A 24,168-nucleotide genomic window follows, 5' to 3' on the forward strand; every position below is an offset into this window, starting at 1 on the left:
TCCATGGCAAAATAAACCCTCGGTGAGGGCCGCCATGGCTAAATTTTACTTTTTCTCGGGATTTTCCTCCTCTTCGACGATAATTTTCTTAAATATGTCGAAGAGTTCAGGATCGAAGTGGCCGGGCATGCTTTCCATTATCTCGAGGGCCTTGGTGTTCGAGAAGCCCACCTTGTTTCCCTTATCGTCAAGCCTGTAGGGGCGCTTGGTGGTGAGGGCACTGTAGACGTCGGCGATGACCATTATCCTTGAGATCCGGGGGATCTCCTCGCCGGCAAGGCCGTCGGGGTAACCCTTCCCGTCCCAGCGCTCATGGTGATGCTTGATGATGTTGGTAAGCTCATCCATTCCCGGGATATCCTGGAAGAACTGCGCCGAGTATGTGGCGTGCCTGCGCATGATCTCCATCTCATCGTCGGTGAGCTTCCTCGGTGCCACGAGAATCTTGGTGGGGATGTAAATCTTGCCCACATCATGGAGCTCGCACCCGTAGCGGAGGAACTCCATCTCCCTCTTGGAGAGCTCTATTCTCGTGCCGATTTTCTCCGACATCTCCCTTGTGTGGATTGAGTGGCTCAGCGTATAATGGTCCTTGAAGTCGAGGGCGATATTCATCTGCTTGATAAAGACAAGCTGTTTTTCCACCTTGAGAGAGTTGAACTTTTCAACGGTCTTCTCGAGGGCGGCGACGACCTTGGGATTGTAGCGGGTTTCGCAGCCATCCTTGATCTGGGCCAGGGCTTCCTGAGGGTTGACGGCCAGGTAGTTCCGGGAGATTTTCATCAGAAAATCATCGGCAGTCTGGAGGATCTGCGTCTCAATGGGCATCAGGAGGTAGGATTCACGCTCCAGGTATTCTATGAAGCTCACCGATTCGTAAAGGATCTTGTCGGGCTTCAGTATCTCAACGGCAGTGGAGAATATTTTCGAGACCTGCGCCTTCTCATCGTCGGTGAGCTCTTCCTTGCCTGCGCGCTCCTTTCTGACGAGATCGTTGCAGAGGGAGATCTTCCCTATCTCGTGGAGGTACCCGGCGTAAAAGAGCTGTTCATGGACCATCGGGCAGAGTATCTTGCTCATTTCGCGGGCGAGCATGGCCGTCTCCTTGCAGTGCTGCACCTGCTCGGGGCCGCCGGCCACCTCGTTGAGCTGGAAGAGAAGGTCCAGGATGGCGGGGTCAAGCTCCAGCCTGTATTCTGAGCGGAACTTGTGCTTCTGTTCGTGCTTCTCGTCAAGCAGCGAGACACGCTGAGCCATGAGCCTGTTGAGCTGGATGAGGAGCTCCGGGTGATTCCGTACAAGCCCTTCCAGGTCGCTCCTCTTTATCTGGATAAGGATGATGTCGTCTGAAGCTCTTGCCGTAGCTGTCCGGGGCTGCTTGATGAGAAGGGCCATCTCGCCGAACCCCTCGGGGGGGTCAAGGATGGCCATGACGAGCTCCTGGTCGCCATCCATCCTTACTATCTTGACATGGCCTTCCTTAATAAGATAGAAGCTGTCACCGGGGTCTCCTTCCCTGAAAATGATATCTCCCGCCTTGAAGGAGACGGTCTGGCTGAGGGTCGCTATCGACCTGATGACCGGCTGTTCGAGGGAAAAAAAGAGGGGGCTTGAAGAGATTGCCTTTTCAAGCTCTTCCATGGTCTGGGTGTTCAGTGCGTCGCTCTGCATGGTGTTCCCTTATTTAGTTCCCTCTTTTATATTCACCAGCTTGTAGATTTTGATGGGCTCGGTCTTCCCTTTCACTATCGTGGCGGGAAGGCTTTCTACCACGACGTGAGCCTTGATTAATTCATAGGTTGTATCGCTCATGATGACAGGCGCCATGTATTTCTGGGAGAGCCCCTGGATTCTTGAGGCTACGTTTGTCGTATCGCCGATGGCGGCAAACTGTTTCCGTGAGCCTGAGCCGAGAAAGCCGAGCGATACCGGTCCAGTGTTGACGCCTATACCCATCTCGAGAGGCTGCTTGTCCTGCGTTACCCAGTGCTCGTTGAGCCTGGCAAGCTCATTCTGCATCTCCAGTGCTGATTTGCAGGCCATCAGCGCGTGATTTTCCCTGATTGTCTCATCGGCTCCGAAGACCACCATCTGCCCGTCGCCCATATAGTCGAAAACCATGCCGCCGTTCTTTTTGTATGACTTTCCCATGGCGGCATAATATTCGTTCAGCGTGTTCATAACCTCCGTTGGTTCTAGATTCTGCGAAAGGTTGGTATATCCTCTTATATCGGAGAAGAGGATGGAGAGCTCAACCCTTTCACCGCCAAGGGTGACCTGCCCCTGGTAGCGGTGCATGATCTTCTCGAGGACGGGCTCGGGCACCGGCGCAAGCTCAAGGAGCATCTGCCTGAGGCGGTTCTTGGTCTTCTGCGTCACGATGAAGTGCTGGATGGTGGTGGCGCAATAAGCGAATAGCACTATAATGAGCGATGCAGCTGTTCTATGGATAATGCCGTTATGGGAAAAGTCCCAAAGAGAGTATTGGAAGATTGCTGCAAATAATAAAAAGAAAAGAACAGTTCCTCCCGTTATTGACAAAAAGGGCATAACTAGCGCCAGGAGCAATCCTGGTATCAGAACAAAGAGAATACGAGCCCATAAAGGTGGTTCTCTTAGAAATTTTTTGAAATAGAGCGTGAGCAGGATATTGAGATGAATTTCAGGTCCAGTGATACGCCCTATAGGAGATGGTTTATTCTCAAAAGCCTGCTCTGCTGATACACCCACCAATATTATTTTATCTTTCAGGCAACGTTCCAGTGTTTTCTCATTTTCAACATTCAATATATCATTGAACGACTCGACCACATTTCTCTCAACGGCCTTGAATGGATAAAGTATTTTTTCATATGACTGAGTAGATGTGTCATCTCCTGCTTTCACGACTTCCCATTTTTTACCAAAGTAGTTGATTTTTAGTTTTCCATTCTGAAGAGGAACATTAAAAACTCCAAGGTTCAGAGTGCTCTTGTCTTTCGAAAGATTAATGTTTTCAAGTGGCAAGTTGTGCTGTTTTGACCATAATAGAAGGTCAAATGAATAGACATTTCTGTCAATTTCTTTCAATAAACAAGCATCTCTGATGATATCACCACGTTCCGATTCGTGGAGACCTGCATCTACAAAACCAATATTTTTCTCTTTTTTTTCAGCAGACCATCCATCAGTGAGACTTCGGGCAGGGGGAGCTATCTCGGCGGGTTTGTCCGGAGAGCTTTCCTGGATGGTTTGACCAAGAATAATGTTATCATATCTGTTTAGGGTTTCTGACAGAACCATATCCTGATAAGAGGGTTGTGTCTCTTTCCATTTGGTGAGAATTTCATCAAAATTATTGAAATTTTTACTGAAATCTAGGATAAATGGACTTCTTATGGTTCTATTAAGGTTATTGATACTTTCATATTCTAGTTTGAGTTTATGGTATGTATTCATCATTTCTTTGAAGTTCCTGTATGCGGTGTCATCGTAGTCTGGAAAAATGAAGTCCATCCCTATCGCTTTTGGTTTAAACTTCTCGATTTTTTCTATAAGTTTTGCATAGGTTGAACGCGGCACCGGCCATGAGAGTTTCATCTCTTTCAGGCTCTTATCATCAAGCAAAACAAGAGTATAGGGGAAATCTGTTTGCTCTCTTCCAAAGTTTTCAAATTCATTGGATTTGGCCCTCATTTTAAAAAAGGTATCTTGAATATCCAATTCATATTTTTTTACCAAATCTCGAAAGCATAGGATGACAAAGGCAAAACACAATACAACAAGGAAGGAATTCTGCTTTTCCTTCCTTGTAAAGGCCGACTTCTGAAAGAGAGAGACCTTCATAACCTCTCCAGGCTGAAGCCTGGCTTACCTTATGTTGATATGGAGCGTACCCGTGTTATTGTTGATGACATTCTCAATAATATTCACCCCTGTGCCCTCAGAAGGCGTGAGAAGAGGCGGCGGCTGGATAATCCCGCCGCTCGGAGGGCCTCCTACCGGTGGAGGCGGCGGTGCACTCCCGCCAGGACCACCGCCCGGTGCCCCTATATGGCCCTGATCCTCGGGAGGTCCCGGCGGCGGGGGAGGCTGCATGGCGCCCTGGGTCCCTCCGGGAGCACCTGGTCCTCCTCCGGGGCCCTCATTGCGCATGTCCTGGTCATGGGAGAAGCCCTGCCCGCCGGTAATGGGTGGCGGGGGCTGCGGCGGGTTGAAGATGATATTTCCCTGGGGGGTGATAAGGCCTGTCTGGCCGGTATAGAAAGTCTGGGTGTTATTTCCTACAGTAGCCTGCACAGATCCCTCGTAAACCGCAAGATATACGTTTTCTCCTGCATTACCAGGTGCCTGAGCCGTCTCCCCGTCTGAGATCAGGGGCCCAAGCGAAGCCACCAGGCCCGCGGCACTCGTTGAGTCAGGCTTCTGTGGAGCATCGCCGACCTCCTGGACATCCACGTAAAAATCAGTGCCGCGCGCTGCAAGCACCGCCTTCTTGGTCTTTACTTCAAAGCTCGATTCACCTTTGAAGAATTTTGAGACATCGGCCCTGATTCTTCCCAGGGTCATCTTGAGCTCGACGATTCTCTTGTTTTCCTTGAGCTGGAACTGGGCAATCTCAACGCTGGTGTTTGAGCCCAGAGTCACGACGCTCTGATCGGCCAGCTGTATCTTTGCGCGGGAATCCGCAAGAGTCCGGGCCTTGTCTCCATCTTTGAGCTCTCGAGCCTGGTTTATCATAATCCAGTCGGCAGAATTCTGCTTCTGGCTCTCGACAGTGCCAAAAAGCTTTACCACCAGCTTCCACTCCGGCTGAATAGCCCCGGCAAGCAGCACGAACATCAGGGCCAGGATCGGCATCGCGACGAGCATCATTTTCAATTTTTTCATAGTGCACCCCCTCATAGTGGTACTTTCATTATAGCACAGCACACCTTGGTGCGGGAAGGAATTTTAGTACAATGGACAGTGGAATGGATTCTCAATCACCAATCATTCCCAATTACGACATTTTCATGGGATTTCCTGCGCGGGGCAGGGATATTTTCCCTCAAGGTGCCTCATGACGCCGATGACCTTTCCCACGATGAGGGCCTCCCTGGCCATCATGGGGCGCATCCTGGCGTTCTGGGGCTCGAGGACCGGGTAGCCTCCGCGGCTTCGGTAGGTCCTTATCACTATCCCTTCCTCCACCTTTGCGACTATTATGTCGCCTTCCATGGCCTCTTCAGCATGTTTCACCACGCAGAGGTCCCCGTCCAGAATTCCGCCTTCTTTCATTGCGTCGCCTTCCATTGCAATGAGATAGGCATCGGGATAGCCGACAAAATCCGTGGGGAGGGCGATAGTGCTCGCACAGAAAGGGCTGAACCCGTTTTCGGCGTCGAACCTGACCAGCGGATACTCGCCGAGCCTGCGGTCATGGGCAGGCGGCGTGGCAGAGGAGAGCGGGGCCGTTGTTTCTGATTCCCTGTCGCTTTGAGGAGAAGGCGCTACTGTCTCCACTGATTCTGGTGACCTCGGCAAAGAGGTGGAGCCTCTCAGAAGCTCAATGGAGCGGGACTTAGTCTTATCACGCCTGATGTAGCCGAGCCTTTCAATGTTCTGGAGCTGGTGGTGGACCGAAGAGCTTGAGGAAAGGCCCACGCTGCTCCCGATCTCCTTGATGGAGGGAGGTATGCCTTTTTCCCTGACCCTTTCCTCGATAAAGCTGAGGATTCTCTCCTGTATCTCCGTAAGTTCCATGACTGGTTCTCTCTCCGGAAGTTCTCTTCCTAATTTCTTTTTCCAGAGGGAGATTTTTCCCTGCCTGAAATGTCCTGGAGGCCTCCGCCCCTTCCCATGAGATTTATTTCATGGAAAGCGGAAAGGAAAGAGTCGATGCAGGTAGAATAGTATATTTCAATACAGAGATTTCAATGCCACATATTTATCGTAACTCTGCAGAAGAGGAAGGGGGTGAAACAATGGAAGAAGGAAAAGGCGTCAATTTTATACTGGGCCTGCTTGTCGGTGCCCTTGTGGGAGCTTCTATCGCTATTCTTCTTGCCCCTCAGTCCGGGACACAGACAAGGGAACAGATCAAAGAGAAGGCTGAGGATGTAAGGAAGAAGCTCGAGAAGTATGGCAAGGATTTCAAGGAAGAAGCCGAGGAGTGGATAGAGAAGACTCATCACTTTGTGGATGAGAAGGGCCAGGAAATCAAGGAATCACTCACGAAGAAAAAATGTGACAAGGGTGAGGCGAAGGAAGATGCCGCAGGTGCCCAGGAATAATGGGCAGTGAGCTTCTGTAAGCACTCATTCATGCCGGGGGCTCCGCCAGGCGCTCCGGTCAGGGTGAAGGGTTACAAGAAAGAAAAAAGACCGCTTTTTTCTTTCTTTTCCTTTACCAATTGCACGGGCAGGGCGAAGAGAGATTTTCTGCAGCGAGAAGGGAGGTCGCCACGTGGATATCAAGGTGGTTGCGAAACAGGTGAAGAAGGGCTATGTCATAGAGGTACAGGGCGAGATTGATGTCTATACTTCACCGAGGGTAAAAGAGACAATCAATGAGCTGATAGAGAAAGAAAACTATGTGCTCATCATTAATCTGGAAGAAGTAAGGTATATTGACAGCACCGGTCTCGGGGTCCTTATCGGTGCGCTCAAAAAGGTGAGGGAGCACAACGGAAGCATCAGCCTCATCTGCACCAATCCCCAGATAAAGAAGATTTTCAACATCACGGGACTGGTGAAGATTTTCGGTATCTATAAAAGCGAAGAAGAGGCGATTGCAAGCATATCATAGCCCGTCACCAGGCGCACCTGAAAAGGGAATGTGAACTATTTCGCAACGTACCTCTTGCACGAACGCCTGTAATTCTGGATTGGCCTCCCGTGAGGCATCTTTATACTCCAGAGCATACCTGATGGCATCATTATACTTGAGGGTATAATGCGCGTCAGTATATCCAGCACACTTGCACCAGTTTATTTGCACGCTCATACTGCGGGAGAGGTTAGCGGCAGGCCGTGGGAAAAAGAATAGAAGAGCTTCTTGAAAGCTTCAGGCGAAAAGAGGCAGCCTATGACGTAGTGCTTGTCCACCTGGACAGCTTTTACCTGATAGCCCGGGGAAATCCCGGGCTTCTCTCCCTCGCTGCGGTGCTGCACCGTGAAGGCTTCACGGTGAAAGTCCTCACGCCGCTTGATTTATTCAGCCTCTCCCTCAGTGACATCGAGGGCTTTTTCACTGCTTCCCGCCCCTCGGTCATAGGCTTCTACACCAACTCTGACAATATTTTCCCCGTCAAGGATCTCGCGAGGAAGGCAAAGAAATGGGTTCCCTCGGCAAAAATAATTGCAGGGGGGCCTCTTGCCTCGGCGCTGGGCGAAGAGCTCCTCTCATGGCCCTTTTTTGACGCCCTTATCCCTGGAGAGGGCGAGGAGGGGATCGTGGCCTATGCAAAATACCTGGTAAGGGGAGAGGGGACCCTCGGGGGAGTCCCATCCATGATCTACAGGAGCGGTGCCCAGGTTTTAAAGAATCCTCAGGCACCCCTCATCGAGGATCTTGACAGCCTTCCCCTTCCCGATCATGCCCTCACAAGCGTCGGCCGTCCCCAGGTGCTCACCATCACCTCGGGTCGAGGGTGCCCTTTTGGCTGCGCATTCTGTTTCCAGGTGGTCCATGGAAGGCGCTACCGCTTCCGGTCGCCTGAGCATGTGGTAGCAGAGATCACAGAGAATCTTGAGCGCTATAATCTCAACGTGTTCTCCCTGGGCGACGACACCTTTGTGGCCAATCCCCCGAGAGTCAGGAAGATCTGCGAGCTTCTCGGCGAGTATCGGAAGAAGTCAGAAAGAGATTTTGCCTTTTACTGCGAAGGCCGTGCCGATATCTTCTCCCGCTCCCCCGATCTGCTGGACACCCTCAGGGAGGCAGGCCTCATAAGGCTCCAGGTGGGCATCGAGTCAGGCGATCAGTCTGTCATTGACGCTTACAGGAAGGGGATCACCCTTGGCCAAGTGGAGGACCTGGTGGCCCATGCCGCCAGGCTTGGAGGTATGTCCCTTGTGGGCCATTTCATCGTGGGAGGGGCTTTTGAGACGGAGAAGACCGTCAGGAAGAGCATTGATTTCGCCAGGCACCTCATAGAGATGGCCCCCGGCGTGTTTGAGACCGGCGTGGGCTTTTTCTGCCCTTACCCTGGCACGGAAATCTCCATGAGACCATCGGATTTTGATATAATAGTAAAAGATCCCCTTTTTCTTGACAATCTCTCGACGCTTGAAGCTTCATGCGCGACAAAATCCCTTTCCATAGAGCGTCTCAGGGTGCTCAGGCAGATTTTTCACCGGGAGATTGACAAGGTGATGAAGCGCACCTGCGGGAAAATTCCTTACAGGAGGGTCTGCGATCACTTCCGGTGGGCTCAACGGTATGGCCTTACCTCCTTCCGGTATAGTTACCTCCGTGAGCACGAGGCTCTGAACAAGTATTTCTTCCACCTTGGCAGCCCCCGCTTTTTTCGTATCGAGGATTTTGGCAGGCGCTCCCTCGATGAAATCATTCCCATGAGGACTCTGGCCCTCCTGGAATACGATAATGAAGGGAGAAGCCTTTTGCTGCGGGGATCGACCCGTTCCATGAAACTTCAGGACCCCCGGCAGATTTTTATCTACAGGCGAAGCTGCGGAAAGCAGAGCCTTGCCGCCATCGCCTCTGAGTTCAGGGAGAGGTTTGAGCCTGAGGCCGAGGTGGAATCGCTGGTGAGCCACTATTTTCTCCCTTTCTACAAAAAGCTCGAAAAGCACTATTATATGAATTTTTATCAATAGCCTATGAAACAGATGGCCTTCAAGTCAATTATAACGCTGGTTCTTCTTTGCGCCGCCCTTTCCCCAGCCTTCGGTGATGGGCCGAGTACTCTCAATGCAATAAGAAGCTCTCTGGGACAGGAAAAAGTCCGCATGGTCCTTGATTTTGACCGGCTTCCCCCTCATTACCGGGTCTATCAGCTTCAAAATCCCGCGCGTCTTGTGGTGGATCTGCCTGCCTGCGGCTTCGATCAGAGCGCTGCGAGAGGAAAGGACTACAAGGACAGCCTGGTGCAGGGATGGCGCCTTGTAAAGGAGAATTTCAGGCGCGCGCGCATGGAGGTAGCCCTCCACTACGAGGTTCCCCCTGAGAATATCAAGGTGATGCTGCTGAAAGACGAATCGCCTCAAAGGCTTGTCATTGACGTGGAAAAATGCTTCTACAGGGCGGGTGAGAGCGCCGTCACCTCCGACGTCAGATGGAAGTGGGTTGAACGCGCCACAAGGGAGGGCTACGCCCTTATCAACGAGCTTGTCCTCGACCCGGCAAAGGGAAATGCCTCACTCAGGCTTGCCCTTGCGAATGACAACAACACGAGCCGTGAAAAGACCACTGCCATGAGGAAGCGCCTTGACGCCCTCGCTGCCGTGAACGGAGGTTTTTTTTCCACCAAGGGGGGAGCTCTCGGCCTCGTGTACAATGAAGGGAAAGTGATTGCCGGGCCGGTCTCAACCAGGCCTCCGCGCACAGTCCTTGCGGTCATGGAGAATAAGAAGGTGCTTTTTGAGAAGCTTGTGGTCCGTGACAATACTCTGCTGACCCTGGAAGGCAGGCCTCTCAGGAAGGTTGATTTTGCTCTCGGCGGCGGCCCAAGGCTCATAAGGGACGGTACCGTAGACGTCACTGCCGATGAAGAGGGCCTGGGCAAGTCCGGGAATGATATCACCAGGAGAGCCGGGAGGACCGCTTTTGCCCTTGACAGGCGGGGGCATCTCCATATCTATACGGTCACCGGCTTCTCTGAGAGCCACAATGCCGGCATGAAACTGGAAGAACTGGCCCTTTACCTGAAGGAACACTCCATGGTGCAGGCCATGTGCGTTGACGGCGGCAATTCATCGGTGATGGATATCATGGGGTACGACGTGAGCAGGGGAGCGGGGAACAGGAATCCAGAGAGGCCTGTGGGAAATGGAATCCTCCTGGTGGATTCATCACCGCGCCTTTTACCTTACCAGTTTGAAGAGGTGCGGTGCTCTCCTGAAAGCATTCCAGCTGACGGGAAAAGCTTTGCCGAGCTCTCGGTGAAAGTGAAGGACGGAAAGGGGAAGACAGTCCCTGACGGCACCGTGGTGAGATTCCGCGCATCCCGCGGCGTGATAGCCCCCTGGGTGAGCACAAGAAACGGCGTAGCCAAGAACAGGCTTCACTCGGCAGGTTTCCCCGGTAAAGCCACTGTGGAGATTGAGTGCGGTCTTGGCGGGCCCGAGCCTCTTTTCGTTGAGTTCCTTCCGGGAAGCCTGGCAGAGTTCCATGTGAAAGCCTCACCTCTCAAAGGGACATTGAAGGAGAAAAAGCCATCGGGATCTGACGCAGATGGTGAGGCTCCCCTCCAGGCATCTGATTCAGCCTGCACAGTCGAAGTCATCACGGAAGACCAGTACCGTAATCTCCTGCCAGGCGTCGAAGTGCAGTTTGATGTGCTTGAGAGGGATACCCTCAAAGCATCAAGAAAACTCATGACCGAAGGGAAGGGGAGTGCCCTGGTGCAGCTGGGGGGCCTGCAGGAGGGAATGACACTGAAAGTCACCTGCGGGGGCCTTCCTCCCCGGACATACCGGCTTTCTGCCGAAGAAATAGAGGATTGAAAGGAATACTATGGCTGCAAGAAGGAAAAAGGATGCTGAAAAGCCCCCTCAAAAAAGCATCCTCTCGGTGGGGACCAGGATGTTTCCCTTTGGGAGCACGGGATGGGGATGGGATCCCCTGCTTGGTCTCGAAAGTGTGAGGCTTACCATGAACGGTCTTCTTGCAAGCCTGTTCCCCAGGAGCCGCACCTTTTTTCCGCAGCAGCCCTGGGAGCCCCCCCTTGATGTCTACCTTAGGAAAGGAGCCCTCGTCGTGGAAGCGATTCTCCCGGGAGTGAGAAAAGAGGATGTATCGATGCACCTGACTTCCACGCTCCTCATAATCGATGGCCATGTCCCTGAGGCCCAGGGCGTTGAGGAAAAGGATTTCATCACCAGGGAGAGGAATGTAGGGCGCTTCTGCAGGTCGTTTCCACTGCCATGCGCCGTCGTTCCCGAATCTCTCTATGCAGAGCAGAGGGAGGGTATCATAAGGCTCTTTCTCTCCCTCGAAAAGGAAGAATAGCGCCGTGCAGGCACGGGATGCACACCAGATTCTATTTTAAATATAAGGAGATGAAGATATGGATATCACCATAGTGGGAGCAGGATATGTAGGGCTTGTATCGGGCGCCTGTTTCGCAGAGCTGGGCCACAAGGTCATGTGCATTGATAACAACGAGAAAAAGATTGAGATGCTTGAAAAAGGGATCATCCCTTTCTATGAGCCGGGGCTTGAGGAGCTGGTGAAGGCCAACAAAAGGGAGCAGCGCCTCCTCTTTTCCACACAGATCAAGGATGGCGTTGACCACGGCCTTATCATCTTCATCGCTGTCGATACTCCCTCCAAGACAAGCGGCGAGGCAGATCTCTCCTTCGTGGAAGAAGTGTCGAGGCAGATTGCCGAGCACATGAAAGAATACAGGCTTATCGTGGAGAAGAGCACGGTGCCCGTGCAGACCGGCGAATGGGTAATGAAGACCATAAGGGAGTCCGTCAGCCCCGGCGTGCAGTTTGACGTGGCCTCCAATCCGGAGTTCCTGAGGGAAGGGACGGCCATAGACGACTTTCTCAGCCCCGACAGGGTGGTCCTGGGAGTGACCAGCGAAAAGGCCGCCACGCTCCTCGTAAGCCTCTATGAGCCTCTCAACGCGCCCCTTCTGATCACCGACATCAGGAGCGCGGAGCTTATCAAGCACTCTGCCAATGCCTACCTTGCCATGAAGATCTCCTTCATCAATTCGATTGCGAATATCTGCGACATTGTGGGCGCCGATGTCCACAAGGTGGCACGGGGAATTGGCCTTGACAAGCGCATAGGAATGCACTTCCTCCAGGCCGGTGCAGGGTACGGAGGCTCATGCTTCCCCAAAGATGTGTCGGCTTTCATCAACATCTCCGATCAGCTCGGATACGATTTCCAGATTCTGAAAGCGGTCCAGAAGGTGAACTCCCACCAGCAGAAGGTAGTGGTGGAGAAGCTCCGCCATGGCCTCGGGGAGCTCAAGGGAAAGACCGTGGCGGTGCTTGGCCTTGCCTTCAAGCCCAACACCGATGACCTGAGGAATGCTCCGTCCCTTACGATAATCAAGCACCTCAGGAATGAAGGCGCCCTGGTGAAGGCCTGCGATCCAGTGGCGCTGGAGAGGGCAAAGGAGCTTCTCAAGGGCATAGAATTCTTCTCGGACCCGTACGAGGCTGCCCGCGGCGCCGATGCCCTCATCGTGGTGACCGACTGGTCTGAGTTCAAGCACCTGGATTTTGCCCGCCTCAAGGAGGTCATGAAGCGCCCTCTCATTGTTGACGGGAGAAATATCTACGATGCGGCCCGCATGAGGGCCCTGGGCTTCAATTATACGGGAATCGGGCGCCAATGACGGGCCGCGGCCTCTCAGACCAGCTCAAGCTTCTCGAAGGCGAAGGCCGCAGTTCCTATCATGCCCGCATCCTTCCCGAACCTTGCGGTGACAATCTCCGTGAAATCAGGGGGCACCATCCTGGCCCTCGATGTGAGCTCTTCCTTCAGGGCAGGCAGGAAAAACTCTATTGCTCTTGATACTCTGCCAGCCATGAGGATCCTCCGGGGATTCAGCACGGTGATGATGCTGGCGAGCCCCCTTCCCAGGTATATTCCCGTTTCGCGCCAGATTTCCAGGGCAAGGGCATCGCCCTCTCTTGCGGCCTCAAAAACTTTTTTCGAGGTGATCTCGGGAGCATCCCTGAGAATGCTGGATGCTCCACGCTTGAGAGCTTCCATCGCCCTCCTTGCGACGCCGGGGCCTGAAGAGAAGGCTTCCATGCATCCCTTGTTTCCGCACCCGCAGAGGGGGCCCTCGGGCTCCACGGTGATGTGGCCGATCTCGCCGGCACCTTCAATGGCGCCGAGGACCAGTTTCCCGTTGGCCACCACCCCGCCCCCGATTCCCGTGCCGAGGGCCATACAGATAAAGTCATTGAAGCCTCTTCCGTTTCCGAAGCACTTCTCCCCCACAGTCATCGCCCTCACATCATTGATGATGAAGACGGGGACATGGAGAAGGCTCTCGAGGGGCTCCCTGACCTGCACCTCCCGCCATTTCAGGTTGGGAGCGAAGATGCAGACTCCCCGCTCTCCGTCAGTCCTGCCCGGGATTCCCATGCCGATACCCTTCACAATGGCATGGACGCCGGAGATTTTTTCCAGGGTCTCCTGGATGACCGGCACAATGTCGCCTGAGAGTATCTCGTCGGCCGACTTGTTGTTATCTATGTCCCGCTCGGAAAACTGCAGGAGTGTACCTTTCTGATCGACTGCAGCAGCCGATACATGGCTCCCGCCCAGGTCAACGCCTATTACGATAGGTTTTCCCTCTGCTGTCATGGGAGGCCTCCTCGTCCAGTAATTATTTTTTGCCCTTCGAAAGCGTGCTCAGTCTCTTTTTCATTTCAGTGATGACATCTATTGACGTGGGATTGGTGCCGTAAAGGAGCGCGAGGTAGGTGCTCGCGAGGTCGCCGAGAAATACGAGGGACATGAGCTTCGCAAGAGCCGAGGTGCCCCTTGACCAGAGATGGTCGGTGGTGGTTTTCCCGCTGATAATCTCCTCGGTGAAGTCAATCCGCGTTTTGATAGGCTCCGGTTCTCCGCTGTCCCTGAGGAAGCACACGTGAAAAGCCTTCTGGGGAATGAAGCTGTGGGCCCATCCCACGATCTCGTTGTGATTCAGCTCGGGAAATCTCTCCGTGTAGCAGAGGGACTTTCCATTCTCGTTGAACTGTGTTTTCCACCTGTAGGCCACGGCGGCTGATGCATCGCTTGACCCGAAGACGATGGGCACCTTGCCTGCGATTCTTGTTGCGAGCCTCTTGGCCTCGTTTTTCTCCAGGGGCACGCGGGGGTGCCACTCCTCGCGAAGGGACTCAAGCAGGGCGATGGTCTCGGTGATTTCCTTATCATGGGGAGGCGCGATGCCGGTTTTTTCCAGGGCGGCAAGCAGAGCCCCATGGAGATGGCCCAGGGCGGCGCGCGGCGGATAGCCTGAAGGAACCTCAATGAATGGGGCTCCCATGGCCAGGGCTCTCTGTCTGAGGCTCCCCCCGGAGGCCACGCAGATGACCTGGCACCCTTTGCGCGCCGCCTTGTCGAGGGCAGTGAGGGTCTCCTCCGTTTCTCCCGAATAGCTCACGGCAATGGCAAGGGTTCTGCTCCCTGCCCATGCGGGGATGTCGTAAGACTGGTTTATCTCGTAGGGTATTGCAAGCTCGTCGCGGAGGTGAGCCCTCAGCAGGTGGCCTGCCATGGCCGACCCTCCCATGCCCAGGTGGAGTATCTGAGCGGCAGAGAGGTGCGGCAGGTTGAGGGTTCTGCCTGACTCCAGAGCGTGGGCCATCTGGCCGGGAAGGTTGAGCACAAGCTCCATCATTCCCTCTTTATCAAGCGATCCAAACTGTTCAGGCGAGTCAATATCACATGATGCGTTCATTTTTCCTCCAGGCTCACAGGAAATGAAGACTTCGTACCTCTCATCCCGGCAGGACGGGGCACTTCTCGGAAAATTCGCGAATGGCGGTGAAAACTCATCCTTTTCCCCCGACTTTTTTCACTGGAGGCCCTCTGCCCGGGAAATCCCTCACGGCAAAGGGGTGAGAGGTTTTTTCCCGGGGAAAGAGAACTATACGGAAACAAGAGTATACTCAAATCGTCGGGTGCGAGGAATCAAATGGCAAATGTTGTGATGAAGCATGTAAAAAAGATATATTCGGGCACACAGGCCATAAAAAAGGCATGGTGGGAGCTCTGGAAGCCCAGCGCCGAAAAGCGTGACGTCCATGTCATCAAGGATGTCACCCTTGAGATTAATGACGGCGAGTTCATGGTCCTTGTGGGCCCCTCGGGGTGCGGCAAGTCAACGGCCCTGAGGATGATTGCCGGTCTCGAGGAGGTGACTGAGGGAGAGATATTCATAGGGGAACAGATGGTGAACGAGGTGTCGCCGAAGGACAGGGATATCGCCATGGTCTTTCAGAACTACGCCCTTTATCCCCATATGGATGTTTACGAGAACATGGCCTTCGGCCTGAAGCTCCGAAAGTTTCCCAAGGAAGAGATAGACAAACGCGTCCAGGAGGCAGCAGAGCTTCTCAGCATCAAGCATCTCCTCGCAAGAAAGCCCAAGGAGCTCTCGGGAGGCCAGCGTCAGCGGGTGGCCATGGGAAGGGCCATAGTGAGGAAGCCCAAGGTTTATCTTATGGACGAGCCCCTCAGCAACCTTGACGCCAAGCTCAGGGTGCAGATGAGAGCCGAGCTTCAGAAGCTTCACCAGCGTCTTGGTGTCACCACTATCTATGTCACCCATGACCAGACGGAAGCAATGACTCTCGGGAACAGGATCGTGATTCTCAAGGACGGCATTGTGCAGCAGATTAACACGCCCCTCCATCTCTATGAGTTTCCTGCCAACAAGTTCGTTGCAGGATTCATCGGGAGCCCTTCCATGAATTTCCTGAAGGCTCGCGTGGTGAAGGACGAAGGAGGAAAGCTGAAGATTTCGGCAGAAGGCCTCGAGGTGGAGATTCCCGAAGAGAGGCTCACCGCAGCGGAGCCCCATATCGGAAAGGAAGTCCTCTTTGGCATGCGCCCCGAGGATATCCAGGACCTGCGCTTTTCAAAAGAAGATCTCAAGAGGTTCGCAGTGAATGCCCGGGTGGAGGTTTCGGAGCCCATGGGCTCCGAAGTGATGCTCCACATCAAGGTGGGTGAGGCAACCCTGGCGGCCCGCGTGGATTCACATACCGAAGCGAAGATTGGCAACGATCTCACGGTGACCTTGAACATGCACAAGATGCATCTCTTTGATCCCGAGACGGAAAGGAATCTCATTTACCAGGAAGAGGGCTTTCCTTCTTCCTGAAGATCTCGTCGGAAAGCTGCTGGTTTACCCTGTAGCCGGAATACTTCACGAGAGCTTTGGCAGTAAACTCCGGCAGGTCAAAGGTGATTTTCTGGCGGGTGATCAGATGAAATCCCCCGAATGAGGCAAATTCATTCTCCAGCTCCACCGTTCCCCCGTCACGGTAGGAAAGATAAAACTTCCGGGGGGTAAAATTACAGGAATCAACCCAGAGATAGACATTTTTTACATTTCCCCGGTCCGGTGCCGTCATCCTGAGAGCATAGCACTGTTTCCCTCTCTCGGTCTCGATTCCAATGACCCTGCTCTTGTAGCTCCTGTAAAGGGTCTCCGTAGGGAGTGCAGTTCTGAAGGTGCTTTCCCTTGCCTTGAGCCATGAGGGAACCCTGGTGAATTCCATTTTCACCTTGTCGGGCTTCTTGAATGAGAGCTCTGCCGTGAGAGGAAACCTCATCAGGTAGGCGTATACCGTGATATCCATAGTGGCGGTGAAATCAAGGAGCTTCCTGTTCCGATCCTTGATCTGCAAGAGCACCCATGAAGCGTCGGGAAGCGACTTTTTAAGGGGCGCCGTGCCGGGGGAGGCAGGCACCGCAGGGAATGAAAAGAACAGGGTGGTGAGAAGGAAGAGAATGAGACCAAGGCGGCGATCCATTAAGAGGTATTCGTCCGCCTCTGCCTAGTCCCTCCTTTTTCCCGGGTGACGGCGGCAGCGGCACGCTCTGAAGGATAATGGGAGCGGCCGTGGAAGTACTTGATATGCATTATATCGGCGTGATTGGAGATGGCACGGCTGATACCCGCAGCGCCTCGGTCGCCTATGAAGTGGGAAGATTCATTGCACAGTCAGGAGCTGTTCTTGTATGTGGAGGACTGGGCGGTATTATGGAGGCTGCTGCGAAGGGTGCAAAATCCGCAGGAGGCACTACCCTTGGCATCCTTCCTGGTGAAAAACGGGAGGATGCCAATCAGTTCGTTGACATTGCAGTGCCCACCGGTATAGGAGAGGCGAGAAACAGCATCGTGGTGAGATGCTCTGACGGGCTTGTGGCTGTGGGAGGTAGATTCGGCACCCTTTCCGAGATTGCCTTTGCCCTCTGCTTCGGAAAGCCTGTGGCAGGGATAGAGACCTGGGAACTTGGAAAGAACGGGGTCCCCTCGGCCGGGATCATGTGTGCTCACAGTGCCCGTGATGCGGTGGAGTCAGTCTTGAAAGCCCTTGAGAAGAAGATGGCCGGGGAATAAAAGGGGTGCCGCAAGAGTAGAACCATACAGAGGAGAGGATACTTGTGGGGGAGAGAACCGTACTTCCTCCGACATTCGCAGAGAAAGACCTCAATTATTATCTCAGGATGGTCCGCGGTGATTTCTCTGAGCTGGAAGAACTGCAGACCGCAAAGATAAGGGGTCCTATCTCGGTCAAGAATATCGTGATTGTCTTTCATTCCACTGAGGTGGGGATTGGGAAAAAGAAGCTGGGGGAAAAGCTCCTCCAGGAGTTTCTGCAGGCCCTTGTGAACAGCCAGATAAAACCGAAGGCGGTGATTCTCTTCAACAGCGCGGTGAACCTTGCCGCTGAAAACGAGCAGGCCATCGGCAGACTGATAGTGCTGGAGGAGCAGGGGTGCAAAGTGATGGTCTGCGTCTCCTCGGCCGATGAGTACGGGGTGAGCGACAGGCTCAAGGTGGGATTTGTAGCCCATATGGATGATATCTGCGAGCAGATGCTCGAGGCGTGGAAGGTGATCTCGCTTTAGTTATGGTATCAATAGTCATTCCCTGCTATAATGAGAAAGAAGGAATAGGGGATCTCCTCAAGGCGATTTTCGATGAGCTGCGCCATGAGCAGATAGAGGGTGAAGTAGTCATCGTCGATGATAATTCCCCCGACGGCACCGGTGACGTTGCCGAGGGCCTGAAAAGCGAATTCCCTCTGCAGGTGCTCCACCGCGCAGGGAAATTGGGCCTCTCGAGCGCCGTCATGGATGGATTCAAGATTGCAAAGGGCTCTATTCTCGGTGTCATGGATGCGGATTTCAGCCATGATCCCAAGGCAATCCCCGCCCTGGTGAAAGCCATTACAGAGGGCGGGGCAGAGCTTGCCGTGGGAAGCAGATATGCCCCCGGGGGAGGCATCAGGAACTGGCCCCTCAAGCGGAGGATTATTTCAAGAACCGCCATTCTCATGGGCGCCCCTCTCACCAAGGTGAGGGATGTGACCTCGGGTTATTTTTTTCTGAAAAAGGAAGTCATCGAGGGAATATCCCTTAATCCCATCGGTTTCAAAATCGGGCTTGAGATCTTTGTGAAGGGAAACTACAAAAAGTCTGTGGAAGTGCCCTATGTATTTACCGACAGGCGGAGCGGGCAGAGCAAGATGAACTCGGGGGAAGTGCTGAACTACCTGAAGCAGCTTGCTGATCTCTGGAAATACAGAAAAAAGCGCATATAAGGCCCTTGAAGGGGGACATAATGAAAAAACCATGGGGAGATCTCCCGGGCATACTTCAAAAAGCGCTCTTCTGCCTGTGCGCACTGATAGCGGTTCTCGCGTGGCCGGCAAAGGAGACATATGGAGCCATCCCCGGCCAGGAAGAATACATCATAAATGCCGTGAAATCCGTCAAGCCCTCGGTGGTGACGATTGCCACCATGAGTGCCGAGTCGGGTAAGGAAGGCGGCGGCTCGGGCGTTATTCTCACCAAGGATGGCTATATCATCACCAATTCCCATGTGGTGCAGGGAGCCAAGACAATCCAGGTGACCCTCGCAAGCGGCAAGAAATTCAGCGGTTTCATTGTCCGCGCGGCGAAAGACAGGGACCTTGCCGTGATAAAGATAAGCGCCAACGGCATTCCTGTTCCCAGGTTCGGAGACTCAAGCAAACTGCAGCTCGGGCAGGTAGCCATCGCCATAGGAAACCCCCTCAAGTTTTCATGGACCGTGTCGGCGGGGTGTATCAGCGCTCTGAACAGGGATGTGAAAGCCAAGGGGGTATTTTACCGCGATCTCATCCAGACTGATGCCGCTATCAATCCCGGAAGCTCGGGAGGTGCCCTTGTCAATTCCAAGGGCGAGGTCATCGGCATCAATACTCTCGTGTACACGGGAACCTCTGAATTCCCCCATGCCGTTGGCCTTGGCTTTGCCATACCCATCAATGGAGCTCTTGAGACGGCAAAATACCTTATGAAGGGCGAAGTTCAGGCATCTCCCAAACCATGGGTGGGAATCTCCGCAGTCACCCTCACGAAGGAAACGGCTGAGGCATACGATTTGCCAGTGAAATTCGGGGTGCTAGTCGATAACATCGTGCAGTACGGCCCGGCAAAAAAAGCGGGAATCACGCCCGGTGATGTGATTACCGAGATCAACAGCCAGCGCATCGTGTCCGTTGAAGACTTTAAAGCCGTCCTCAACGGCTTTTCACCGGGACAGATGATAGAACTGACGCTCTGGCATCTGGGAAAAAAGAAAAAGGTGACCTTGACTGTTGAACATCTCAGCCAGTGAGGTAAGATGTACAGGAAACAGATAACGGAAATGCTTGAAAAGGCCATAAAACAGGCAGTACTGCTGAAGGTGCTGCCTGAGTGCGAGGCTGTTCCTGCCACTGTCGAGGTATGCAGGCATGACGATTACGGCGATTACTGCTCCCCCGTGGCTCTCCGCATCGCCACGAAGCTCTCGATGGAACCCGCCCTCGTGGCCAAGAAGATCATCGGGACCATTGAATACCCTCCTTCGTTCTGCCAGAATATCTCCTCTGCGTCCAACGGCTTCATCAATATCACCCTCTCAAAGGATGCCCTCTCAAGGGGGCTCTTCACCGTGATCCAGGAGAAGGAGTCGTTCGGCAGGGAGAATATCGGGGCCGGCGAGAAAGTGCATATCAGCTCAATAGACACGGCCAGAATGGGGTTCCTGAATGTAGATGACGGAAGGCGTGTTCTTATAGGCAATTTTCTTTATCAGGTGATGCAGGAGATGGGCTTTGATGTGCAGCTGGCACCTTTTATAAGGAATCAGGGAGAGTCCATATGGCTCCTGGGCATCTCAGTGGAAGCCCGTTACCGCGAACTTCTTGGCGATGATTCACCGATTCCTCATGACGGTTACAAGAGCAAGCTTTCAGTTGAACTGGCAAGGGAGATCCTCGATGAAGATGGCGCGGTTTTTCTCCAATCCACCAAAGCCGAGCGCATCAATGTCCTCAAGGACAAGGCGAGCGAGAAGATAGCATCCTCCATGAAGCGCACCCTCAAGGAGATCGGAATTGAATACCAGCAGTGGACAGACGCCCGCCAGCTCGCCGAAAAGGACAGAACCATCGGTGATCTTCAGGAACGCTTCACTTCGTTGGGGTTTCTTTATGAAAAAGATGAGCAGGTCTGGATAAAAAGCACGTCCTTCGGTGATCAGAAAGACAGGCTCTTTCTGACAGAGCACCGGGAGCCCTCAGATTACCTTGTTGATCTCTCGGTCCTGTTGACTCGCATCGGCCAGGGGTACGGGAGAAATATCTATATCAAGCCCCACGAGGAGGCCTTTGATTTTTTTACCCAGATGTCTCTGGCCCTCAAAGTCCTCGGCTACCGTCACGATCTTATTGAGGTGCTTGCCGTGGCGAGAATGAAAATCGGAGAGGCAGGCCATGCCGAGGATATCCACAAGGGCGAGAGCATGTCCTTCGAAGAGCTGGTGAAAAGCGCAGGGACGAATGCCGTGAGGTTTTTTTACTATCTCAAGAGCATCAACACCGCCCTGGAGTTTGACGTGACCCTGGCGCACAAGGAGAGCAATATAAACCCTCTCTATTATATCCAGTCGGCCCTCTCCAGGATCAAGAGCGTCTTCAAAATGGCGGAAGGACAGGGAATTTCACCTCTCAGGTTTGACCTGGTGCACATAAAGATGATGGATGAAAAGGCCGACCTTGCCCTTATCAAGAAGATAGTGAGGTTTCCTTCGGTGATAAGTGACACCATCCAGGGCCTTGAGCCATACTATCTTGCATATTACATGGCTGACCTTGTCAATGATTTCCATTCCTACTATGGGAATACCAAGATTCTCTCCGGCGATCCCTCGCTTGTGAAGGGGCGCCTGGCACTTCTGGAGGCCCTCAGAATAGTGCTTGCAAGAATAATTGACCTCTTTCAGCTGAAATTGGAGGAGAACTCCTGACCAGCCGCCCCGCTTTTAGTCTCCAGAGCATACCAGACAACATCATCATACTCGAGAGTACCATGTGCGTCAGTAGAAAAGGTGGTGCCTTTCAGGAAGGATTTTATGGGATCTATGTCAAATTCCAGGAGGAATTTCCTGCAGGCAACAGGAAATGAACAGTGTGCAGGAAGGTGCTTTGCTGCCCTGAAATGCGTGCCATGAGCCCTAAATTCACTGAGGGGGTGACAAATTGGGAGTAAAAGCTGTCAAGGAGCGAATTCCAGTAATTCTGCTTACGACGTCTTATCGACTGGAAGGTGAGATGCATGTTGTGCCGGGGGGCCGACTGCTCGATGAAATCAACAAGGAGAGAGATTTTATTCCCTTGACCAATGCAACGGTCTATGATATTTCGGGAGAAACGCCTCTTGACACCCTGGACTTCATTGCAGTGAACAAGAATCTCGTGGTAATGGTTGCACCTTCCATTCCTGCTTAAGGGGTAGAGAGGGGGAATTTGCATGGTCGTCAGATATCTCGGGCATAGCTGCTTTTATGTGAGCTCCACGAAAGGCACTGCCATAATAATCGATCCATACGGGACAAGCCTGCCTTATAACTTTCCCGATTTATCGGCCGATATCGTGGTGATGTCCCATGAACATAACGATCACAATGCAGGATGGAGGGTCCAGGGCACGCCGATTGTCATCAAGCGCACCAGTGATTTCATCGTGGAATTTGAGACTCCTGTCCAGAGAACTGGCGAGATGGTCACCTTCAAGGGCATTCCCACCCATCATGATAAATTCTCGGGCCGGAGAAAGGGACCCAACACCATCTATCTCTGGTTCATGGAAGGCCTGAAGCTCTGCCATCTTGGCGATCTGGGCCACATGCTCACCGATCAGCAGCTCAAGATGGTCGGCGACATTGATGTGCTCTTCTGCCCGGTGGGCGGGGGCACTGTCCTTGATCCGACGGAAGCGGTGCTTGTCATTAACCAGATAAATCCCAAGATTGTCTTCCCCATGCATTACAAGACGCCAGAGGCGGAATTCATGTCGCTGGTGAAGGAGCCCATTGAGGCTTTTACCAGCAGGTTTGAAAAAGTGGAGTTTCTTCATGCCGTGGCCACCAACGTGGAACTGGGCCGGCTCCCGGCATCAACGAAGGTGATGGTTCTCGATCATGGTTAGGTAATATCCCCGGGAATGGAGCATTCTCCCCGGAGCGCCAGAGAGAAATAATCCCGGCGTGTCCCGGCAGGCTCCCCGTTCCCCCGATTGGTACAGAATGATTCAGGAGACAGGCCTTTTCAGGCTCATTACCGTGTTCCTCATTGCATAAGAAAGTAAGGTTGATATGTCATGGTGAGTTATGTTGTCATTACCGGCGGTGTGGTCTCTTCCGTAGGGAAGGGCATATTCTCGGCCTCACTGGGATGCCTTTTCAAGAGCAGGGGCCTCCAGGTGACCATTCAGAAGCTTGATCCCTACATCAATGTCGATGCGGGGACTATGAACCCCTATCAGCATGGCGAGGTTTTTGTCACCGAAGACGGCGCCGAGACCGATCTCGATCTGGGCCATTATGAGCGCTTTATTGATGAGAACCTCGCAAGGGAGAATAATTGCACGATGGGCAAGATATACGGTGCCGTCGTGGAGCGGGAGCGAAGGGGTGATTACCTCGGGGACACCGTGAGAGTAATCCCCCATGTGACCGATGAGATAAAGGGCCAGATACGAAATGTGGCATCTGACGGAGAGTCGCACCGGATCGTGATAATCGAGATTGGCGGCACCGTGGGCGATATTGAAAGCCTCCCCTTCCTTGAGGCCATCAGGCAGCTGAAAAAGGACGTGGGTCCCGGAAGAGCGGTCTATCTCCACGTAACCCTTGTGCCCCACCTTGTCCCCTCGGGCGAGCTCAAAACCAAGCCTACGCAGCACAGCGTGAGAGATCTCAGGAGCATCGGCCTCGTGCCCGATTTCATCATAGCCCGGACTTCGGTGCCCCTCAGCACCTCCATGATAGAGAAGATCGCGCTTTACTGCGATGTGGAGCCCGATCATGTCATTCAGAACCGTGATCTCGAGCATATTTATGAGCTGCCCCTCCATCTCCTTGAGCAGAAACTCGACGAGCGGATAATGCGGCTCCTCAATATCCCCGTCACCCCTCCCGCGATGGACGAGTGGAGAGACTGGGTCATGGAGCTCAAAAAGGAGAAGCCTGTCGTAAAAGTGGGCCTCGTGGGAAAATACGTGGAGCTTCGCGATGCGTACCTCTCCATAATCGAGGCAGTGCGCCATGCCTCGGTGAAATGCGGCGTGTCGGTCAATCTTGTGAGAATCGATGCCGAGAACCTGCTCATGGGCCCCGTCGAGGAGATCCTTTCCACACTTGACGGCATTATCGTGCCGGGAGGATTCGGGGGGCGGGGCATCGAGGGAAAAATAGGGGCAATCCGTTACGCCCGCGAGGGGAAAGTGCCTTTTCTCGGCCTCTGTTACGGCCTCCAGGGAGCCATCCTGGAATTTGCCCGTAATGTATGCGGCCTGGAGGGCGCCAACAGTGTAGAGGTGGACGCACACACCTCCTGCCCGGTGATTCATCAGCTCCCCGGCCAGGAGGATATCAAGGAAAAGGGGGGCACCATGCGGGTAGGGAGCTACCTCTGCGAGGTGAAGGAAGGGACGAAGGCCTATGCCGCCTATGGGGCTCCGTTAATCCATGAGCGCCACCGTCACCGCTATGAGGTGAACAATGAGTATATCCCCGCCCTCACAAGCCATGGGCTCGTGGTGAGCGGCGTCAATCCCGGCTCGGGGCTTGTCGAGATCATAGAGCTTGCCGATCATCCCTGGTTTCTCGCCTGCCAGTTTCACCCTGAGTTCAAGTCACGGCCCATGAAGCCTCATCCCCTCTTTGTCGATTTTCTGAAGGCAGTCTCGGCCGCCAAGGGGATCTCATAA

The 24,168-nt window shown here is 53.4% G+C and carries 22 protein-coding genes; 15 read left to right on the plus strand and 7 right to left on the minus strand.

What is annotated here, in order from left to right; all coding sequences use genetic code 11:
- Positions 1-45: 45 nt before the first annotated feature.
- From RDV48_08055 to RDV48_08070, 4 genes are all read right to left on the minus strand, one after another.
- Positions 46-1,671, minus strand: a complete 1,626-nt coding sequence (locus RDV48_08055; GenBank protein MDQ7822728.1) for a cyclic nucleotide-binding domain-containing protein — start codon at positions 1,669-1,671, stop codon at positions 46-48.
- 9 nt (positions 1,672-1,680) lie between these two features.
- Entirely contained in the window at positions 1,681-3,825 is a 2,145-nt protein-coding gene (locus RDV48_08060) for an adenylate/guanylate cyclase domain-containing protein (GenBank protein MDQ7822729.1), read from the minus strand.
- A gap of 24 nt (positions 3,826-3,849) precedes the next feature.
- Entirely contained in the window at positions 3,850-4,869 is a 1,020-nt protein-coding gene (locus RDV48_08065; protein MDQ7822730.1) for a FecR family protein, read from the minus strand.
- Positions 4,870-4,992: 123 nt separating this feature from the next.
- Entirely contained in the window at positions 4,993-5,724 is a 732-nt protein-coding gene (locus tag RDV48_08070) for a S24 family peptidase (GenBank protein MDQ7822731.1), read from the minus strand.
- Positions 5,725-5,834: 110 nt separating this feature from the next.
- Here RDV48_08070 and RDV48_08075 point away from each other — a divergent pair, with 110 nt between their 5' ends.
- From RDV48_08075 to RDV48_08100, 6 genes are all read left to right on the plus strand, one after another.
- Positions 5,835-6,254, plus strand: a complete 420-nt coding sequence (locus RDV48_08075) for a YtxH domain-containing protein (GenBank protein MDQ7822732.1) — start codon at positions 5,835-5,837, stop codon at positions 6,252-6,254.
- A 172-nt stretch (positions 6,255-6,426) separates the two neighbouring features.
- Positions 6,427-6,768, plus strand: coding sequence for an STAS domain-containing protein (locus RDV48_08080; protein MDQ7822733.1), 342 nt, complete (start codon positions 6,427-6,429; stop codon positions 6,766-6,768).
- Positions 6,769-6,992: 224 nt separating this feature from the next.
- A complete protein-coding gene (locus RDV48_08085) occupies positions 6,993-8,801 on the plus strand; it encodes a radical SAM protein (GenBank protein ID MDQ7822734.1) in 1,809 nt (602 codons plus the stop codon).
- A 132-nt stretch (positions 8,802-8,933) separates the two neighbouring features.
- Positions 8,934-10,649 carry a phosphodiester glycosidase family protein gene (locus RDV48_08090; protein MDQ7822735.1) on the plus strand — a complete coding sequence of 572 codons (1,716 nt, stop codon included), beginning with the start codon at positions 8,934-8,936 and terminating at the stop codon, positions 10,647-10,649.
- 10 nt (positions 10,650-10,659) lie between these two features.
- On the plus strand, positions 10,660-11,154 hold the full coding sequence (locus RDV48_08095) for an Hsp20/alpha crystallin family protein (protein MDQ7822736.1): 495 nt from the start codon (positions 10,660-10,662) through the stop codon (positions 11,152-11,154).
- A 58-nt stretch (positions 11,155-11,212) separates the two neighbouring features.
- Positions 11,213-12,505 carry a UDP-glucose/GDP-mannose dehydrogenase family protein gene (locus RDV48_08100; protein MDQ7822737.1) on the plus strand — a complete coding sequence of 431 codons (1,293 nt, stop codon included), beginning with the start codon at positions 11,213-11,215 and terminating at the stop codon, positions 12,503-12,505.
- A gap of 14 nt (positions 12,506-12,519) precedes the next feature.
- Here the strand turns inward: RDV48_08100 and RDV48_08105 are convergent, their stop codons facing one another.
- Together RDV48_08105 and RDV48_08110 are read right to left on the minus strand one after the other, a co-directional pair.
- On the minus strand, positions 12,520-13,488 hold the full coding sequence (locus tag RDV48_08105) for an ROK family protein (protein MDQ7822738.1): 969 nt from the start codon (positions 13,486-13,488) through the stop codon (positions 12,520-12,522).
- 22 nt (positions 13,489-13,510) lie between these two features.
- Positions 13,511-14,590, minus strand: coding sequence for a bifunctional phosphoglucose/phosphomannose isomerase (locus tag RDV48_08110; protein ID MDQ7822739.1), 1,080 nt, complete (start codon positions 14,588-14,590; stop codon positions 13,511-13,513).
- Between the two features lie 237 nt (positions 14,591-14,827).
- Here RDV48_08110 and ugpC point away from each other — a divergent pair, with 237 nt between their 5' ends.
- Positions 14,828-16,018, plus strand: coding sequence for a sn-glycerol-3-phosphate ABC transporter ATP-binding protein UgpC (ugpC, locus tag RDV48_08115; protein ID MDQ7822740.1), 1,191 nt, complete (start codon positions 14,828-14,830; stop codon positions 16,016-16,018).
- Here ugpC and RDV48_08120 read toward each other — a convergent pair.
- On the minus strand, positions 15,984-16,673 hold the full coding sequence (locus RDV48_08120; protein MDQ7822741.1) for a hypothetical protein: 690 nt from the start codon (positions 16,671-16,673) through the stop codon (positions 15,984-15,986). The two genes, ugpC and RDV48_08120, sit on opposite strands and share 35 nt — an antisense overlap.
- A gap of 89 nt (positions 16,674-16,762) precedes the next feature.
- Here RDV48_08120 and RDV48_08125 point away from each other — a divergent pair, with 89 nt between their 5' ends.
- The 8 genes from RDV48_08125 to RDV48_08160 all read left to right on the plus strand — a co-directional run bounded on the left by RDV48_08125 (position 16,763) and on the right by RDV48_08160 (position 24,168).
- A complete protein-coding gene (locus tag RDV48_08125; protein ID MDQ7822742.1) occupies positions 16,763-17,263 on the plus strand; it encodes a TIGR00725 family protein in 501 nt (166 codons plus the stop codon).
- Between the two features lie 44 nt (positions 17,264-17,307).
- Positions 17,308-17,775, plus strand: a complete 468-nt coding sequence (locus RDV48_08130) for a DsrE family protein (GenBank protein ID MDQ7822743.1) — start codon at positions 17,308-17,310, stop codon at positions 17,773-17,775.
- A 2-nt stretch (positions 17,776-17,777) separates the two neighbouring features.
- Complete coding sequence (locus RDV48_08135) at positions 17,778-18,470, plus strand: polyprenol monophosphomannose synthase (GenBank protein MDQ7822744.1); 693 nt, start codon at positions 17,778-17,780, stop codon at positions 18,468-18,470.
- A 20-nt stretch (positions 18,471-18,490) separates the two neighbouring features.
- Entirely contained in the window at positions 18,491-19,531 is a 1,041-nt protein-coding gene (locus tag RDV48_08140; protein MDQ7822745.1) for a trypsin-like peptidase domain-containing protein, read from the plus strand.
- Between the two features lie 6 nt (positions 19,532-19,537).
- Positions 19,538-21,205 carry a DALR anticodon-binding domain-containing protein gene (locus tag RDV48_08145; GenBank protein MDQ7822746.1) on the plus strand — a complete coding sequence of 556 codons (1,668 nt, stop codon included), beginning with the start codon at positions 19,538-19,540 and terminating at the stop codon, positions 21,203-21,205.
- A gap of 304 nt (positions 21,206-21,509) precedes the next feature.
- Positions 21,510-21,686, plus strand: coding sequence for a hypothetical protein (locus RDV48_08150; GenBank protein ID MDQ7822747.1), 177 nt, complete (start codon positions 21,510-21,512; stop codon positions 21,684-21,686).
- 22 nt (positions 21,687-21,708) lie between these two features.
- Complete coding sequence (locus RDV48_08155; GenBank protein MDQ7822748.1) at positions 21,709-22,386, plus strand: MBL fold metallo-hydrolase; 678 nt, start codon at positions 21,709-21,711, stop codon at positions 22,384-22,386.
- Positions 22,387-22,557: 171 nt separating this feature from the next.
- On the plus strand, positions 22,558-24,168 hold the full coding sequence (locus RDV48_08160; GenBank protein MDQ7822749.1) for a CTP synthase: 1,611 nt from the start codon (positions 22,558-22,560) through the stop codon (positions 24,166-24,168).

It is taken from the genome of Candidatus Eremiobacterota bacterium, from assembly GCA_031082125.1.
In the GTDB taxonomy this organism is placed as follows: Bacteria; Vulcanimicrobiota; CADAWZ01; order CADAWZ01; family Ess09-12; genus Ess09-12.